14 protein-coding genes, 1 other RNA gene and 1 other annotated feature are annotated in these 17,466 nt (G+C 37.6%); of the genes, 1 reads left to right on the top strand and 14 read right to left on the bottom strand.

The genetic code is table 11. The annotated features are described in order from the left end of the window. Nucleotides 1–502 precede the first annotated feature (502 nt). From QYB95_RS13585 to hisS, 9 genes are all read right to left on the bottom strand, one after another. A complete protein-coding gene (locus tag QYB95_RS13585; protein ID WP_301138878.1) occupies nucleotides 503–715 on the bottom strand; it encodes a hypothetical protein in 213 nt (70 codons plus the stop codon). After that, the gene (locus QYB95_RS13580; RefSeq protein ID WP_301138877.1) at nucleotides 712–870 is read right to left on the bottom strand and encodes a YvrJ family protein; all 159 of its coding nucleotides are present in this window, start codon (nucleotides 868–870) and stop codon (nucleotides 712–714) included. Before QYB95_RS13580 ends, QYB95_RS13585 begins: the two co-directional genes overlap by 4 nt. Next, complete coding sequence (locus QYB95_RS13575) at nucleotides 863–1,423, bottom strand: sigma factor-like helix-turn-helix DNA-binding protein (RefSeq protein WP_301138876.1); 561 nt, start codon at nucleotides 1,421–1,423, stop codon at nucleotides 863–865. The genes QYB95_RS13580 and QYB95_RS13575 overlap by 8 nt, the downstream gene beginning before the upstream one ends. Before the next feature lie 380 nt (nucleotides 1,424–1,803). Continuing rightward, the gene (locus tag QYB95_RS13570; protein ID WP_301138875.1) at nucleotides 1,804–2,322 is read right to left on the bottom strand and encodes a hypothetical protein; all 519 of its coding nucleotides are present in this window, start codon (nucleotides 2,320–2,322) and stop codon (nucleotides 1,804–1,806) included. Nucleotides 2,323–2,532: 210 nt separating this feature from the next. After that, nucleotides 2,533–2,934: a hypothetical protein gene (locus QYB95_RS13565; RefSeq protein WP_301138874.1), complete on the bottom strand. Its 402-nt coding sequence runs from the start codon at nucleotides 2,932–2,934 to the stop codon at nucleotides 2,533–2,535. A gap of 69 nt (nucleotides 2,935–3,003) precedes the next feature. Then, complete coding sequence (locus QYB95_RS13560; protein WP_301138873.1) at nucleotides 3,004–3,765, bottom strand: tRNA threonylcarbamoyladenosine dehydratase; 762 nt, start codon at nucleotides 3,763–3,765, stop codon at nucleotides 3,004–3,006. A gap of 142 nt (nucleotides 3,766–3,907) precedes the next feature. Next, nucleotides 3,908–4,101: non-coding RNA, 6S RNA (gene ssrS / locus QYB95_RS13555), on the bottom strand. 513 nt (nucleotides 4,102–4,614) lie between these two features. After that, nucleotides 4,615–6,387, bottom strand: a complete 1,773-nt coding sequence (gene aspS / locus QYB95_RS13550) for an aspartate--tRNA ligase (protein ID WP_301138872.1) — start codon at nucleotides 6,385–6,387, stop codon at nucleotides 4,615–4,617. A gap of 29 nt (nucleotides 6,388–6,416) precedes the next feature. Further along, nucleotides 6,417–7,685, bottom strand: a complete 1,269-nt coding sequence (gene hisS, locus QYB95_RS13545) for a histidine--tRNA ligase (RefSeq protein WP_301138871.1) — start codon at nucleotides 7,683–7,685, stop codon at nucleotides 6,417–6,419. A 77-nt stretch (nucleotides 7,686–7,762) separates the two neighbouring features. Further along, nucleotides 7,763–8,002 (bottom strand) — a binding site (T-box leader). 158 nt (nucleotides 8,003–8,160) lie between these two features. Between hisS and QYB95_RS13540 the strand changes: the two genes are divergently transcribed. After that, a complete protein-coding gene (locus QYB95_RS13540) occupies nucleotides 8,161–9,810 on the top strand; it encodes an N-acetylmuramoyl-L-alanine amidase family protein (protein ID WP_301138870.1) in 1,650 nt (549 codons plus the stop codon). Between the two features lie 119 nt (nucleotides 9,811–9,929). On the opposite strand, the gene dtd is transcribed toward QYB95_RS13540, so the two are convergent. The 5 genes from dtd to recJ all read right to left on the bottom strand — a co-directional run bounded on the left by dtd (nucleotide 9,930) and on the right by recJ (nucleotide 17,173). Further along, a complete protein-coding gene (gene dtd, locus QYB95_RS13535) occupies nucleotides 9,930–10,382 on the bottom strand; it encodes a D-aminoacyl-tRNA deacylase (protein WP_301138868.1) in 453 nt (150 codons plus the stop codon). An 18-nt stretch (nucleotides 10,383–10,400) separates the two neighbouring features. Beyond that, nucleotides 10,401–12,599 carry a RelA/SpoT family protein gene (locus QYB95_RS13530; protein WP_301138867.1) on the bottom strand — a complete coding sequence of 733 codons (2,199 nt, stop codon included), beginning with the start codon at nucleotides 12,597–12,599 and terminating at the stop codon, nucleotides 10,401–10,403. 226 nt (nucleotides 12,600–12,825) lie between these two features. Next, nucleotides 12,826–14,109, bottom strand: coding sequence for a glycosyltransferase family 2 protein (locus QYB95_RS13525; protein WP_301138866.1), 1,284 nt, complete (start codon nucleotides 14,107–14,109; stop codon nucleotides 12,826–12,828). A gap of 204 nt (nucleotides 14,110–14,313) precedes the next feature. Beyond that, on the bottom strand, nucleotides 14,314–14,826 hold the full coding sequence (locus QYB95_RS13520; RefSeq protein WP_301138864.1) for an adenine phosphoribosyltransferase: 513 nt from the start codon (nucleotides 14,824–14,826) through the stop codon (nucleotides 14,314–14,316). A 16-nt stretch (nucleotides 14,827–14,842) separates the two neighbouring features. After that, on the bottom strand, nucleotides 14,843–17,173 hold the full coding sequence (recJ, locus tag QYB95_RS13515; protein ID WP_301138863.1) for a single-stranded-DNA-specific exonuclease RecJ: 2,331 nt from the start codon (nucleotides 17,171–17,173) through the stop codon (nucleotides 14,843–14,845). Nucleotides 17,174–17,466: the final 293 nt, after the last annotated feature.

Raw genomic sequence — 17,466 nt, 5'->3', positions numbered from 1 at the left:
TTAATTTACTGATATAACAAACTGCTGGTTGTATTAATAATTCAAGATAAGGTTCAGTCGTTTTTTCACGTCACTTTTCCTAACGTATTTCTTAATGTTTTTGATTATACACCCCTAAATCGTTCGTGTAAATAATCATTTTCTAATTTTTATGAATATTTTCAATATTTAGTTTCTTAAATATTAGTAGAAAACGCTTACTATACTGATATCATGTGATTTTTCCTAACATATATAAATCATCACTTTTTTCAACCAATACATAGTGTTGAATAATTTTCTTTTCTTTTTGTTTTTTTGTTTGTCGATGTCCTACACTTATTCTTAAAAAGGCATCAAAAAAAGGAGTTGTCCTTTAACAATCGGATAACCCCTTTCCTGAATTATAAAATATCGTTATTTCTGCGAAGAAAAATCTTTTGTAAAAGGGTTGTGATTTAATGGTCCTAAACCCCTTTTTATAAATGTGTATTCATTCAGTTAAGTTCAAGCACTCCAATTTCTATTCTTGATGTCGCTCCTTTTCAAGTAGTTCGAAAAACGTTGGAATCCTTTGGAATTTTTTAGTCTTTAGACCTTCTAAAATTTTAAGAATGATTTCATGTTCCAGATCATCGCGATTTTTTGGATCAGTTTGGTTTAATTCTTTTTTAATTTTTGGCTTAAGAAGCTCTATTAACTCTAAAGGAGAAATATAATCTTTAATAGGAATCACTCCTTATCCTTTGATCTATCCACTTCGTATCGTAATGCTTGAATGGATTGTTCCAGGCATTCAATCTTTTTTTCGAACCTCAGCAATAGGTAAATGGAAATGACAATCGGAAAACCGTTGTTGCTGATTAAGTTAATGAATTGTTCATCAAGCATTTATCAATCGCCTCACTTTCGCTAAAGCGTTATTTTTGGATTTTGATATAGCTTGCTGCGTGACATTCAACTTTTTGCTGATTTCTGTATCGGAAATATTCAAAACGTAGGCAAGAAATAAAATCTGTTGTTGTCTTTTATTCAATGATTGTACTGCTTTATAGAGCAAAGGATGTTGGATATACTGGTTTAATTCATCATTCAACTTATCAGGAAAGTGTACTGTTGCCGATTCATCCACAATCAATTCCTTTAATGTACTTGTACCTTCTTTTTTACTTCCATTTCCATCACTGCTAGATCCATCTAAAGTCAAAACGTACCGCTTTTCATATTTTCTCCTTTCCATATCAAAATGACGAGCTGTGAAATAAATTATTTTAGAAAAATAGGAAATCGCACGAATTCGAATATAAAATTGCATAAACCGTTCATCAATCAGTTTCTTTAACCATTCGTTTGGTGACTTACAATATTGTTGATAAAGTTCCAAATGCTCCAATTCGTCCAGAAACGCTTTTAATAACGGGTTCTTAAATTGAGTATCCACCATTTTCATACCCCCTTAAAAGAACATTTGTTTCATTATAGTCATAATGCTAAATCCTTAAAAGAGTAGATATACCAAATTATTGAAGATTTTTTTAATAAAATATCCTATACTTTCGACCAATTTTGTAAAAATAGATGTTCGTATTAGACCGTAAAACGTAGGACTTTTGTAAAGAGTCAATTCCTGAAGCATTTTTGTAAACTCTTATTTTTTATAATAAGATTGAATAAATTAGGTTAGTTAGCGTTTATGTATTATATAAAGGACAATCTTTCATAAAAATAACAACCTTCTTGCTACGATAAACTGCAAAATGAGGAATATGTATTATGTAAAAAAAAGGCAAAATCACAAAAATGCGATTCTGCCTTTCAGACAATCTATTTCAACAATAGACCTGCTGCTTTCGAAAATGAAGCAAAGCAATCCGTTATTCTATTATTTTGTTCCAGGATTCTATCTACAAATTTTTGTTGAGTGCCTTGTTCTTGCGAAATTTCTTCATAGCTTTTCGCAATCTCATACAAAACCTCTCCATGATTTTCTTTTTGTATATTTGGAATACAATTAGCAGCCAGTGTTAATAACTCTAAAGTTTGGTCCTTACTTTCAACTTGATTCATTTCTTCTAAATGGTAGTTGGAAATCGTATGGAAATAGATTAATTTGTATGACATAGTCAGCAATAAGTTCGCAGTCGTATTTTCCTTCGGCTTGTCCCCATTCGCCTTCATGTAGCTTTCGTAATAACTGATTACTTTTTCCAATAATGAATCCAGTTTGGAATAAGCAACTTCCCATTTTTGTTGCGTATCAATGTAATTAAATACTACCTCATCCAATTGCTCTTTCATCTCTAGTAAATTTACCGCAGTCTCCATAGGAATTCTAGTCGACATTTATAAATCCCCTCCCCATTGCATCCCTTATAAAAAGGTAAGAATACTATAACAATTTTGTCGGCATAATTTTAGGGAAGTTAAAAATTGACCGAAATAATGCGATATTCATGTAAAAAAGTTTCTTTTTTGAGATAATTCCGCTTCTATATTCAGAATTTTTTAATGTAAAAATTGTCGAAATCTATTATTCAAGAAAAGCAAAATCATTTATATTACTCTCAATACATATTTATTATATAAAGGATGTCCTCCAGGAATTTGTTTTCCATTCCCAAATATATCTTTGGGAATCTCAATCACGCCAGCCTTATCAAACTTTAAAATAGACTTTTTTGATCCATAAAAAACCCAAATCCTTTCATCAATCCATTGTTCCACTGCTTGACTCGGGACTTCAAAAAATCGCTTATTATACAATACTTTAGCCATTTTAAAAAACCCTTCACTCAATTCGTACTTTCTTGTAGAAAAATTAAATTCAGGCTCGACCACTTCATTTCTATCGTAGATATGGATTGCATTGTGTTGATAATCTAATGCGATTTCCACAGTGCTAATTTCGTCCAGTATATTTAACCCTCTATATTCAACCTCTAGAACTTCACTCATGCTCTCTCTCCTTTTTGGATTGGATAAAGAAAGGAGGTGTCTATTTATAACTAGACACCTCCTTCTGAATTAATCGTTGACTCTTGTAATTTTTACATCTTTTAAAATCTGGTTGATGACCCAGCTTGCTGCAATTAAACCTGCAACAGATGGGACAAACGCATTGGATGAAGGCGGCATTTTTGCTTTACGAATTTGAGCATTTGGATTTCCTACTTCTTCCACAACATCAGGACGAACGACAATTGGTGATTCATCAGAAAAAACCACCATAACCCCTTTGGTAATCCCTTCTTTGCGAAGCTTAGTCCGAATTACTTTCGCCAATGGATCAGTATGTGTTTTCGAAATATCGGCGATCTGGAATCGGGTAGGGTCCATTTTGTTCGCTGCACCCATACTTGAAATTATCGGAATCCCTCTCTTCAAGCATTCCTTCATCAAGTGGATTTTGTACATCACTGTATCGGATGCATCAATCACAAAATCAATATTTTGCGCAAAGAAGTTCTCGTATGTTTCTTCTGTATAGAACATATGCATATCGATTACTTCACAATCGGGATTTATATCAGCAATACGCTCCTTCATAACAGCTGATTTCGATTTACCAACTGTTGAAAGATAAGCCACTAACTGACGATTTACATTCGTTATATCCACGTTATCCTTGTCCACTAGAATGATTCGACCAACACCGCTTCGAGCACATGCTTCAGCAGCAAAGGAACCTACACCGCCGACCCCTAAAATAGCTACTGTCGTATTTCTTAGTTTCTCAAGTCCTTCGCTTCCAATGGCTAATTCATTTCTTGAAAACTGATGTAACATAATTGTATGCCTCTCAATCTATATTATACTACTCGGAATTATAACATACGGAATCCTTACTGTAAATTTGAATCAAAAGACTAAGAAAGTATACATTGATAAATAAAAAACCCTCCTAAACTGTTAGGAGAGTTTTGGCATGACGAATCCCAAAATGCCGTAAGCATGGAAAGCATCGTTTTGAACCCGCTTATTCACAGGTGGGTACCCTCTTTACTTCTTTAAACTTCCCTCATCCGTTTGCAGGGCTTGTTCGCCAAAGCAAAATATGAATTCCCAACGATTTGTTGTTCGGTCAAAACAGTGAAATAAGCTTCACAAACACCTTAGGATTCGTGTTAAATCTATAATAACAATAATTATCTGAATTTTCAATATGTATTAGTAAAAATATTAAATTTTTTTCTTATAAAATCTTTTTCAACAACTAATGGTAGATTTGTCTCATTTTCTTGTTAATGTATTTCTAAAGACTATGAGTTAAAAGGGAACTTTCATTATACTAATAAAATTATATTAGGGGATTTGTTTTTGATACAGAATTACCGATATGGAAAAAATTATGCTTCTTGTTTGGTAATTAAGATATCTTAACAATAGGTACTTTACAGCTCTATTTTAGGATTATGGATTTTACTTTTTAAGAATAACGTATAGAGAATCTTTCTGATGGAAATGTAGCAGCTTATCTTTTCCTTCATTGACCGTGATCTTGCTACTCATAGACTTTTAACAGTTTTTCATTCCTTCTCATGTTCACGATATGGCTACTCGCAGACTACAATATCGTACAAAAAAAAACGCAAACGGCTAAATTCATAAACAGCTATTTGCGTCATTTAAATTAAATTAATCTTCTTTTTTCTTTGTAACAGCCAAGCTTAATTCTTGTAATTGCGCATCCGATACTTCGCTTGGAGCTGAAGTAAGTAAACAGCTTGCTGTAGCTGTTTTCGGGAATGCGATTGTGTCGCGCAGGTTTGTACGGCCTGCTAGTAGCATAACAAATCGGTCTAAACCAAATGCAAGTCCTCCATGTGGGGGTACTCCGTATTCAAATGCTTCTAGTAGGAATCCGAATTGTTCTTGTGCTTCTTCTTGAGAGAAACCTAGTAATTTGAACATTTTTTCCTGAAGGTCACGTTCGTAAATCCGTAATGATCCCCCGCCTAATTCGTACCCATTCAATACGATATCGTAAGCTTGTGCACGTACTTCCGCCGGATTTGTTTCCATTTTATCGATATCTTCTTCAAACGGACGTGTAAACGGATGGTGGGCAGCTGTATAACGGCCTGCTTCTTCATCGTACTCAAGCAATGGCCAATCAGTAATCCATAGGAAAGCATAAACAGATTCATCGATTAATTCTAGTTCTTTTCCTAATTTATTTCGTAAAGCACCTAAACTCGCTGCTACCACATCGGATGAGTCGGCTACGAATAATAGCAAGTCTCCACTTTCAGCATTTGTTGCATTGATTAAGTTCTCGGCAACTTCACCCTCAAAGAATTTTGCGATCGGACCGTTCAAGCCTTCGTCCGTTACTTTTAACCAAGCTAAACCTTTTGCACCGTAAATCTTAACAAACTCTGTCAATGCATCAATATCTTTACGAGAGTATTTGTCCGCATTTCCTTTTACATTGATTGCTTTTACTTCGCCGCCTGACTCGACAGCCTGTGCAAATACCTTGAATGAAGAAACGCGGACGATCTCTGAAAGCCCAACAAGTTCAAGGCCGAAGCGAACGTCCGGTTTATCTGAACCGTAACGAGCCATTGCTTCTTTGTATGGCATACGCTGGAATGGAAGCTGTACGTCTACACCTTTTGCTTCTTTCATCACTTTCTGGATTAAGCGCTCATTCATTTCAATAATTTCATCCATGGACATAAATGATGTTTCAATATCAACCTGTGTAAATTCTGGTTGACGGTCTGCACGCAAATCTTCGTCCCGGAAGCATCGAGCAATTTGGAAGTACTTCTCAAACCCTGAAACCATTAGTAATTGCTTAAACAATTGTGGGGATTGTGGCAATGCATAAAATTCGCCTTCATGTACACGGGACGGCACTAAGTAGTCGCGTGCACCTTCTGGAGTTGATTTCGTCAAGATTGGTGTCTCTACTTCCAAGAAACCTTCGTTTTGCAGGAAGTTCCGAATCGAACGTGTAATATCTGAGCGTAATTTGAACGTATTGAACATTACCGGACGACGTAAGTCTAAATAGCGATATTTCAAACGAATATCTTCTGATACTTCCACTTTATCATCGATTGCAAAAGGTGGTGTTTTTGCTTCATTGATAATGTTGATGGAGGAAGCGATTACTTCAATTTTTCCGGATTCAATGTTCGGGTTGACTTGACTTTCATCACGAAGTACAACAGTGCCTTCGATTTCAACTACATACTCGTTGCGAATTTTTTCTGCAACCGCCAATGCGTCTTTTGCTTCGTCTCCAAATACGACTTGCACGATTCCACTACGGTCACGTACATCCACGAAGATTAACCCACCTAAGTCACGGCGTTTCTGTACCCATCCTTTTAAAACTACCTTTTCACCTTGCTGTTGTTCACTTATTTCAGCACATGCATGTGTTCTCTGAGCCATTATCTTTCCTCCAATTTGCTTCCAATTGATTATTTATGTTTTAATAAGTAATTCACTAATTCAGGGAATGGAACTTTTTCTTGTATTCCTGTTTCCATCTCCTTGACGTTGACGCTCATTTCTTCGAGCTCTGATTCGCCAATAACCAGTACATATTTTGCACCCTGTCGGTCAGCTGACTTCATTTGCGCTTTCATTTTTCGATCTGCATAATCCATATCGGCCGAAATCCCTTTTGTACGGAAAGAGCTGATTAATTCGGCAGATTTTAATTTCGCTTCATCACCCATCGCGACAAGAAAGACATCCAGACGATCTTCCAGATCCAACTCTACTCCCTCGGCTTCCAAAGCTAAAAGCAGACGTTCAATCGACATTGCAAAACCGATTCCGGGTGCATCCGGTCCGCCAATATCCTCAACTAATCCATTGTATCGGCCACCGCCGCACAGTGTTGTAATCGCTCCAAAACCTTCGGAAGTACTCATGATTTCAAAAGCTGTATGGTTATAGTAATCCAGGCCACGGACTAAGTTTGGATCAACTACATAAGTGATGCCCAGCACATCCAGGTATTTTTTCACTTGATCAAAATATTGAGCAGATGATTGTGTTAAATAATCCGTTAATGCCGGGGCAGTTTTCATCAATGGGTGATCATGATCCTTTTTACAATCTAGAATACGTAAAGGATTTTTCGCTAGACGATTTTGGCAATCGGAACAAAATTCACTGATACTAGGTTCAAAATGCTTTATCAAGGCCGATCTGTGTGCCTCTCTTGTTTCTTTATCTCCAAGAGAATTTATGACCAATTTTAAATCTTTTAAACCAACTGTTTGGTAAATGTCCATTGCAAGTGAGATAACTTCTGCATCGATTGCAGGGTCACTGCTGCCAATGGCTTCTACTCCAAACTGTACAAATTGTCGATAACGACCTGCTTGTTGGCGTTCATACCGGAACATTGGTCCCATATACGAAAGCTTGACTGGTTGGTCTGGATTACCAAACAATTTATGTTCAACATAAGCACGAACACTAGATGCTGTCCCCTCCGGACGAAGAGTCAATGAACGTCCTCCACGGTCCTCGAATGTGTACATTTCTTTTTGAACGATATCCGTTGTGTCCCCTACTCCTCGCTGAAATAACTCTGTTTGCTCAAAAATAGGTGTACGAATTTCTTTATAACGATAAACGTGAGTTAATTCTCTCAGGATCGATTCAACCTTTTGCCATTTCGGCGTTTGTTCAGGCAGAATATCCTGGGTTCCTCTTGGTACTTTAAAAGCCATTAATATGCCCCTCTCATTCTTTATTGATTTGCGGACTTTTTTGGAAAAAATAAAAAAGCTCCCGTCCCTTGCATATTGCAAGGGACGAAAGCTTATATTAACTTCCGCGGTTCCACCCTAGTTGATGTACACTAAAGTACATCCTCTCGTAAACGGATAACGGCCGTTTCCGTCTTTCCCTACTAGACATTGCTGTTTTTCGAAAAAGAGCCTCTCAAGTGTTGTTCGTCACTACATGCAGCAGGAAAGATTTCAGCCTAGTCTTTCCCTCTCTTGTCTACAGAGGTAATTTCTACTTGCTTGGTCAATGGCATTCATTGTTCTATATAATATATCCTATCTTAATTGTGTCATGGCAGATTTGTCAACTATTTTCAAAAAAGTGTAGATTTTATTGTCTATTTGAATTTAAAATGAAAAGAGTATATATCGGGTTAACGCCCATGATTAGAATTCTTTGGAAAGGAGATAATGAATGTATCATAAATCGCTAAAATTCTGGATTACTTTCATATTACTTATTTCATTGCTGTCTCCTTATACATATGAAACAAAATCAGCTTTTGCTTCAAGTGAAGAGCCCGATTTAGTCGTTTCCGCAGATATTTTGTACTTACGAGAAGGTCCGGGGTTATCCTATCCGATTATGGAGACCTTAAAGGAAGGACAAGGCCTTACATTTATCGAGAAACAGGATGATTGGTATCATGTAAAAACGAAGGATATGGAAGGTTGGGTAGCTTCATGGCTAACATCTGCCACAAAGGCGAGTGATTCCTCTAATGGGGATAACACCGAAACTCATTCCGTTATTTCACAAGTGGACCATTTAAACTTACGGGCAGAACCATCCGTATCATCCCCTGTTTTAAGTCAGTTAAACACTGGTGACGAGGCAAAAGTGCTGGAGAGCGAGGCAAATTGGGTCCAAATTTCATTTAATGGCGCCTTGGGATGGGTTTCTACAGACTATGTAACAATCAAGAAAAACGAAGTGAACCAACAAAGCCATCCCTCTGAGGAAGAAACGACAGATACTAATGAAGATGGAAAAGAAAAAACCAACGTTAAGATTGACCCGAATCTATTTACTATTGCAGTAGATGTAGTAAATATACGAAAAAAACCCGATTTATCCTCCAAGAAGCTTGGTACAGCGAAAGAGGGTGAACAATACGATGTTCTTGAGAGAAATAACAATTGGGTAAAAATTCGATTTGGTAAAAAAGAAGGTTGGGTATATAGTTTTTACGGGTCATTTCAAGTGAATGAAAAAATCCTCACTTCTACGGAGTCGGAAAAAACGATTGAAACCGAAAGTCCTTTTGTGACAATCATCTATAATGGCACAAACCTTCGTGATGAACCATCCACTTCTTCCAATGTAGTCGTTCACGCAGACGCAGGAGAAAAGTATAATATCCTTTCAACCGAGGGTGAATGGTATAAGGTGGAAGTTGATAAAACCACAACTGCCTATGTGGCAAATTGGGTCGTTTCAGATGATGGAAATACAAATTCCATAGTAGACGAGGGAAAAGAATCCCAAAAAAAGGAAGAACGTAAAAAAGGAACGCTAAAAGGTCTGACCCTTGTTATAGACCCAGGCCATGGTGGTAATGACAAAGGAACAACCGGTGCCCGTGGGACGGAAGAAAAAGAGATTAACCTAAAAACGGTTGAATTACTGAAATCCAAATTACGCTCTGCTGGTGCCGAAGTTATACTGACCCGTGAATCGGATACCTATGTGGACCTCAGAAAAAGGGTGTCCATCTCACATCAGTATGCTGCGGACGCATTTATCAGTATCCATTATGATGCAACCGATGATAGTTCGATATCTGGTTTCACCACTTATTATACAAATGGTTATCAACAAGAGTTGGCGGAATATGTCCATGAAGGACTTTCTGAAAAGGTTACAATTCGAAATCGGGGAGTTCAACCAGGGAATTATTTGGTAACACGCGAAAACAAACAAGCAGCAATATTAATTGAGCTAGGCTATCTAAGTAACCCAAGCGAGGAAAGTGTTGTGACGACCGACTTTTATCACGAGCAAGCAACTTTGGGAATTTATCAAGGGATCTTAAATTACTTCGATGCACAACTAGAACCATAATGAAAAGAGGCTAACCCGAAAATTAGGGGATGCCTCTTTTTCCATTTTATGAATTAAAAAAAGTGGTTGATCCTAAAGAGTCGTACTTTGACAGCCCTTCAGTCAACCTCCTTTTGGCATTATTCTTTTGGTCTAGACTCGACGATGATTGTAACAGGACCATCATTTACTAATGATACATCCATCATTGCTCCAAAAACACCCGTCTCTACTTTTAAATTATGAGTATTTTTCAGCTCTTCGTTAAATGCCTCCCATAAAGGGAGTGCAGTTTCAGGTCTTGCTGCATCAATAAAACTTGGTCTTCTTCCCTTTCTCGTATCTGCGTATAAAGTAAATTGCGATACAGATAGAATTGCCCCACCATTTTCTACAATCGAATGGTTCATCTTGCCGTCATGATCTTCCCAAAGTCTAAGCTCCGCGACTTTTTTTGCTACGTATTTTACGTCCTCCAGTGTATCGTCATGAGTCAATCCTACCAATAAGACGTATCCTGACTCAATTGCACCGGTTATTTGACCTTCGACTGCAACTGATGCTTGTTTGCTTCTTTGAATTACTACTCGCATTTTTCTACCTCGGACTTATTAATTTATTACACGTTGCACTGAATATATATCAGGTAATTGTTTAATTCTTTCCACCACTTTATGCAAAGCGGAAATATTCGAAATGGAGATCGTTAGATGAATCGTAGCAATCTTATCCTGGTCTGCTCGGCCGGTTACGGCTAAAATATTCGTTTTAGCTTCACTTACAGCATGCATAACATCGTTTAAAATGCCTGGACGGTCAAATGCCGAAACTTCAATATCCACTGGATATTCTTTTCGAATCGGTGTCTCGCTATGTTCCCATTCCACTTCGATTAAACGATCTGCATTCTCGCCCTCTTCAATATTCGGGCAATCTGCACGATGGACAGAAACTCCACGGCCCTTTGTAATAAATCCGACAATTTCATCTCCAGGAACAGGTGTACAGCAGCGTGATAATCGGATAAGCAGATTTTCGATTCCCTTCACGATTACACCCGATTCAGTTCGACTTCTCTTTGCCTGATTATTTTGCATCTCTTTTACGATTTTTTCCAGGGCAACTTCCTGTTCACGTTCTCTTCTTTTCTTCTCCGCTAAACGGTTTACGATTTGCTGGGCAGTAATGCCTCCAACACCAACTGCAGCATATAAATCTTCTTCGTTCGTATAGTTAAGCTTTTCTAGTACTCGTTTTATATTTTCTGCGGAAAGCACTTCTTTAGCGTCAAAATCTTGTGATTTAATTTCCTTCTCGACCAAATCTTTACCTTTGACGACATTTTCATCACGTAAGTGCTTCTTGAAAAATTGCTTGATTTTATTTTTTGCTTGGGAGCTTTGGGCTAACTTCAACCAATCCCGACTTGGCCCGAAGGATTGTTTGGATGTCAGAATTTCAATAATATCGCCAGTCTTTAAAGGCGTATCTAATGGAACCATCTTCCCGTTTACTTTTGCACCAATTGTTCGATTTCCGACTTCTGAATGCACACGGTACGCAAAGTCAATTGGAACCGAACCCGACGGGAGTTCGATCACTTCGCCTTTTGGTGTAAACACGTAGACCATATCCGAAAATAAATCGAATTTCAATGATTCCATAAATTCTTCTGCATTGGAAGATTCATTTTGAAATTCCAGGATTTCACGGAACCAAGTTAGTTTTTGGTCGATCGTTTCTTTTTCGCCGTTAACAGATTTACCTTCTTTATATGCCCAGTGTGCTGCAATCCCGTACTCAGCGATTTGATGCATATCCCGCGTACGAATCTGTACCTCCAAAGGATCTCCATATGGTCCAATAACTGTTGTATGAAGCGATTGATATAGGTTTTGCTTCGGCATCGCTATATAATCCTTGAAACGACCAGGCATTGGCTTCCATAATGTATGTACAATTCCCAGGACAGCGTAACAATCCTTAATGCTATCTACCAGCACGCGTACGGCAAGTAAATCATAGATTTCATTGAATTGTTTATTTTGTAATACCATTTTTCGATAAATACTATAGATATGCTTCGGTCGTCCCGAAATATCTGCATGTATCTCGACATCGACCAGTTGTGACCTTACTTCATTCATCACATTTTCTAAATATGCTTCACGTTCAACACGTTTTCTTTTCATCAAACTAACAATACGATAATATTGTTGAGGATTTAAGTAACGTAATGCTGTATCTTCCAACTCCCATTTAACTTTTGAAATTCCAAGGCGATGAGCAAGTGGTGCAAAAATTTCTAAGGTTTCATTCGATATACGTCTTTGTTTTTCAGCAGATAGATGTTTTAAAGTCCGCATATTATGAAGTCGGTCAGCAAGCTTGATTAAAATAACACGGATATCCTGTGCCATGGCAACAAACATTTTTCGATGGGTTTCAGCTTGTTGTTCTTTTTTGGATAAATATTTAATTTTCTCGAGTTTTGTTACCCCGTCAACCAACATTGCGACTTCTTCACTAAATTCATTTACCAGATCTTCACGTGTTACAGTCGTATCCTCCACTACATCATGAAGAAAACCAGCAGCAACGGTATCTGGATCCATTTGGAGTTCCGCAAGAATGCCGGCAACTTGTATTGGATGTATGATATATGGTTCACCTGAACTGCGTGATTGTTCTTTATGTGCTTCATTTGCTACTTCGTAAGCTTTCTTTACAAAGGCAACATGTTCATCGTTCATATATGCTTTGACTAGCGCGAATACATCTTCGGGCGTCAATATTTGCTCTTTCGCCATTTGTTGTCCACCTTGTTAAAAATTTTCCGATTAGGATATATAGTTATAATTGTATAAAATATTTATGCTTGATGTAAAGGCACGTCGACAAATACTTTATAAAAAATGACACATTTTAATCTTTTTTGTAGAAATACTGTGAAATTATTAATATTCATGTACAAAAAAGGTTATCTCACTTCGAAATGAGACAACCTTTTTTCTAGTCAGCTTCAAAATAACCAACCTACTGAACTTCATCTATGGATTTAACGACAGTGTGCTGGATTTGCTTCCACTCCACTTCTTTAAATAAAGCAACGATTGCAATGGGAATGTAGGTCATCATAAAGAATGGAAATGTAAATGAATAGGCAATTTTCTTCCATCCTGCACAATGTATTCTTCTCCATTCTGTTATTGTAGTTATTAACGCCATAAGAAACATCACACAATAGTACATGCCGATTGATCGCATTATAACAAGTGTTGTACCACTTACGCCCACATCTTCTAACACATCAAACAATACCGCTAGATAAAACAGCCCATTGACTACTATTGAGAGATTTGTAAGAATCATCGCCGGCATGATGGTCATCGACATATCAAAAGAGGAAAAACTATTTTGATTCCTTGTAAAAATACAGCGCATTAAATCTTTGCCATACTTTGACAGCACTTGGTAAAATCCTTTTGCCCAGCGTAATCTCTGTCTCCAAGATTGTCTAAATGTGATGGGTTGCTCATCATAAAAAACAGCATCCTGACAATACCCAATTTTCTCGCCCTTTAGAATCTGCGAAATTGAGAATTCAATATCTTCCGTAAGGAGATGGTAGTTCCATCCACCGTTCTTTTTTATTAGATCGGAATGCACTAGAAAACCTGTACCTGAAATGGCACAGCTCGTATTCAGTATCATTCTTGGAAGGTTCAAATATTCTGCTTCATGCAAAAACCAAATGGCATAGCCGGCAGTAATCCAGTTTTGATCGAAATTTTTAGAATTCCGATAGCTTGTTACAACCCTATAACCTTGGTTGAACGTGCGATTCATTTCAGCAATATAGTTCTCGTCGAGCAGATTGTCAGCATCAAAAATGAAATACCCATCATATTCTTTGGAGGAGTATTCATTGCCAATAATTTTGAACATAAAATCAAGAGCATAGCCTTTGCCTATCTGATTCTTGTTGAATCTTTCCCGGACAATTGCCCCTGCCTGTTTAGCTACTTCAGCCGTCTGATCCGTACAATTATCCGCTATAACAAAGATATCGACATATTCTTGGGAATAGCTTTGTTTTCGGATACTTTTGATTAATTCCCCTATTACTAGTTCTTCATTTCTTGCTGCAATAATTACCGCATATTTGTTTGGATGATGATTATTGGCCACATTCCTTTTTTTCCGTTTACTCTTGAGTGCAACGAGCATATAGACAAACTGATAGGAATAAAACAATAAAAAAATAAGAAACGTGACAAAATTAAAATGATGAAGAAACGAAGAAACAAAAGAGTCCAAAATGCTACCTCCATGACATTCAATTGGTTGGTATTACATACCCTATTGAAAATGTAATTAAAACCTATGTTACTAAATTAAAATAAAGACAATATTAACCTTACGTTAATATTTTGTAATTATGAAACCTATAACAGGAGCTTAGTGCTGAAAATAAAAAACTGTTTAAAAGTCTTTTCACTTTTAAACAGCTTTTACTTCGAATTAGTATTCGATTAATGTTTTAACAGGGTAATTTCCGATTTTGTTGCGGCCTTCCAGTTCTTGTAGTTCAATAATAAATGCACAGCCTGCAACAATGCCACCTAATTTTTCAATTAACTGGATTGTAGCATCAACAGTTCCGCCAGTAGCTAATAAGTCGTCTACAATCAATACTTTTTGTCCTGGCTTGATTGCGTCCATATGCATTGTTAATACGTCTTGTCCATACTCTAAACCGTACTCTACGCGTACGACCTCACGAGGCAGCTTCCCCTCTTTGCGTACGGGAGCAAAACCAATTTCCAGAGCATATGCTACTGGGCATCCAATAATGAAACCACGGGCTTCAGGACCAACTATAACATCAGCCCCTACTTCTTTTGCAAATTCTACAATTTTATCTACCGCATATTTAAAAGCTGGGCCATTATCCATAATCGTCGTGATATCTTTGAAGCTAATGCCATCTTTTGGCCAGTTTTCTACAGTTGTTACATATTGCGTTAAATCCATTACTAATTTGTCCTCCTTAGGAATAGTTATATTCCTTCATTCGTTCTTTGAACCATTGTTTTAGTTCTATATATGGTGCATACAAAAGCTGTTGTTCCAATTCAATCTGTTCGGCTCTTTGTTGATAGACACTTGCTTCAGAGAGCGATCGTTTTGGGACATTATTATTTACTGTTGTCAGACCATTTTCTATTGTAACAAAACCTAGCTCAAAAAACACGTTCGTCATAAATTTTATTACTTCTCCATTTAGGCCAATATGTTGGGCCAATTGCTGTATGTGCTTTTGAAGATTGAAATTTGGACGTTTTTTCAAAAAACCATAATACCAGCCAAAATGCTCCCTTGTAGGCATTCCATTGAAATATTTGGACTCCGGCGTATAAAAGACAGCATAAACTCGTTCAGGCTTATTCTTTGAGATTAACTTTTCTAAAGTGTGTGCACTTTTTGGCAAATCTAATAACAAAATATTTGCCGAAAGGTTAGAAATATTATCTTCATTCGTTATAAGATGAATTTCATTTGCCATTTGTCCTTCAAAGCATTCTTTTGTTGAGTGCTGGAAGGCAATAATACTACATTCTTTTGGCAATGAATGAACCCATTTTTGTACTTGGTTCTTGCCCCTATAATCATAAAGCTGCCATTCGTTTGTTTTGACATCCGATATCATTAATTGCGCTTTTTTCTTTCCTTGCCATTCATTAATCTGTAAATCGCCGACAAAGGAGAGATTGACACCATAGGTAATTTCATCGTACAAATAGCCTTTACTAAACGCGATTGCATCGATGAATCCATGTGCATCTTCCAATTCTAGTTTCAAATGATTTTCTCCGGCGCCAATTTTTCTCATCGAGCGAACCTGGACGTTTTGTAGAGCGTAATTCGGCTTTGCAAAACCAGTCCCAAATGGTCCAAGCTGCTTGATTTCCTCAATTGCTTCCACAGTGGCTTCGCTGATTTCCACAGGTACATCAATCGAAAGCTTTGGCGTCAACATCTCATCCGTTAGACATTTTGATGCTTGCTGATGCAGACGGCTTCGCAGCTCATCCACATGCTCCGCTGCAAAGGTCATTCCTGCCGCCATTGGGTGTCCACCGAAATGAGGCAGTATTTCGCGATTTTTAGCCAACTCATTATATAGGTGGAAACCTTCGATACTTCGACCTGATCCTTTTGCTGTTCCTTTTACTGGATCAAGAGATAGTACAATTGTCGGCCGATAATATTTCTCCACCAAGCGTGAAGCTACAATTCCAATAACACCGGCGTTCCATCCCTCTTTTGCCAGTACTAAAACCAGCGAATTCGAAATTGCCGGGTCGTTTTCTATCATTTCAATCGCCTGATCGGTTATGGTACTGACAATTTCTTTTCGTTCTACATTCTTTTGATTCAAGAGTTTTGCACCGGTTGCTGCATCGCCATCATTTTCACTCATTAAAAAGGCTACACCAGGATCTGCATCGCCCAGTCTCCCGATGGCATTTAGCCTTGGTGCAAAATAGAAGCCAATTGCCTCTTCATCGATTTCCTGTTGTTTCACGCTTGTGACATCACATAATGCGCGTACCCAGGGATTAGAAGATGATTTCAACTGCTTTAGCCCTTGCTGTACGATATAACGATTTTCTCCTGCAAGCGGTACTAGGTCCGCAATGGTTCCAATAGCTGCGAACTCAAATAAATGATCAGGAACTTCACCATATAAAGCGTGGGCTAATTTAAAAGCCACCCCTACGCCTGCCAGTTCCCCAAAAGGATAATGCCCTTCCGGCACTCTAGGGTGAATAATTACATCCGCTGGCGGCAATACCTCTCCCGCTTCGTGATGATCAGTTACTATGACATCCATACCAAGCTCTTTAGCCACTCGAACAGGTTCAATCCCACTAATGCCATTGTCGACCGTAATAATTAATTGGACACCATTTTTGTGTGCTTCCCGAAATAATTCTTCGTGCGGTCCATAACCGTGTGTAAATCGATTGGGAATGCAGTATTCAACATCAGCCCCTAAATCGAGCAATACATTCATCATTACGGTTGTGCTTGTAATTCCATCAGCATCATAATCCCCGTAGATTAAGATTTTCTCGCCACTATTTAAAGCTTCTTCGATCCGCTCAACCGCTTCTTTCATGCCATTTAATAAATACGGGTCGTGCAGGTTTGATTCATCCATATTAATAATGGTTTTAGCTTGTTCAGAAGATGAATAGCCCCTGGCAGATAATATTTTGGCTGCCAGGGATGATATATTTAATCCACTTTGCAGTTGTTTGATTAGGTCTTCATCAGGCTGTTCGACAACCCATTTTTTTGTTGATTGTATCATTTGCTCACTTCCTCAAGTTTTCATTATACCGAAAAATCTCGTGAACTACTAACCGATAAAAATAGATTAATTGATAAAAATAGGAATAGGTGCTTTATATATATGGAATGTTCGTTATTAGTGTTATTTAATAAATATATATTTTTTCTCAATTAAAGTTTCATAATTTAATAAGACATTCGCTAATTCAGTTGATTAGTTTTGTCGGATTAATCCTAGTTTTAGGACACTTCATCAGCATTGCTAACCAGTTTTGTCACATTACACCGGCATTGGTGATATTCCATTCTCTT

This window comes from Ureibacillus aquaedulcis, assembly GCF_030418165.1.
In the GTDB taxonomy this organism is placed as follows: domain Bacteria; phylum Bacillota; class Bacilli; order Bacillales_A; family Planococcaceae; genus Ureibacillus; species Ureibacillus aquaedulcis.
Note: the sequence above shows the minus strand (reverse complement) of the source record. Positions and strands in the feature narration are given on the sequence as shown.

Excerpts from the sequence above, each read along its gene's own strand:
- hisS (WP_301138871.1), bottom strand. The coding sequence starts at position 7,685 with ATGGCTTTTAAAGTACCAAGAGGAACCCAGGATATTCTGCCTGAACAA.
- QYB95_RS13570 (WP_301138875.1), bottom strand. The coding sequence starts at position 2,322 with ATGTCGACTAGAATTCCTATGGAGACTGCGGTAAATTTACTAGAGATG.
- QYB95_RS13575 (WP_301138876.1), bottom strand. The coding sequence starts at position 1,423 with ATGGTGGATACTCAATTTAAGAACCCGTTATTAAAAGCGTTTCTGGAC.
- aspS (WP_301138872.1), bottom strand. The coding sequence starts at position 6,387 with ATGGCTCAGAGAACACATGCATGTGCTGAAATAAGTGAACAACAGCAA.
- QYB95_RS13565 (WP_301138874.1), bottom strand. The coding sequence starts at position 2,934 with ATGAGTGAAGTTCTAGAGGTTGAATATAGAGGGTTAAATATACTGGAC.
- QYB95_RS13540 (WP_301138870.1), top strand. The coding sequence starts at position 8,161 with ATGTATCATAAATCGCTAAAATTCTGGATTACTTTCATATTACTTATT.
- QYB95_RS13560 (WP_301138873.1), bottom strand. The coding sequence starts at position 3,765 with ATGTTACATCAGTTTTCAAGAAATGAATTAGCCATTGGAAGCGAAGGA.
- recJ (WP_301138863.1), bottom strand. The coding sequence starts at position 17,173 with ATGATACAATCAACAAAAAAATGGGTTGTCGAACAGCCTGATGAAGAC.
- QYB95_RS13580 (WP_301138877.1), bottom strand. The coding sequence starts at position 870 with ATGCTTGATGAACAATTCATTAACTTAATCAGCAACAACGGTTTTCCG.
- QYB95_RS13530 (WP_301138867.1), bottom strand. The coding sequence starts at position 12,599 with ATGGCGAAAGAGCAAATATTGACGCCCGAAGATGTATTCGCGCTAGTC.
- QYB95_RS13520 (WP_301138864.1), bottom strand. The coding sequence starts at position 14,826 with ATGGATTTAACGCAATATGTAACAACTGTAGAAAACTGGCCAAAAGAT.
- dtd (WP_301138868.1), bottom strand. The coding sequence starts at position 10,382 with ATGCGAGTAGTAATTCAAAGAAGCAAACAAGCATCAGTTGCAGTCGAA.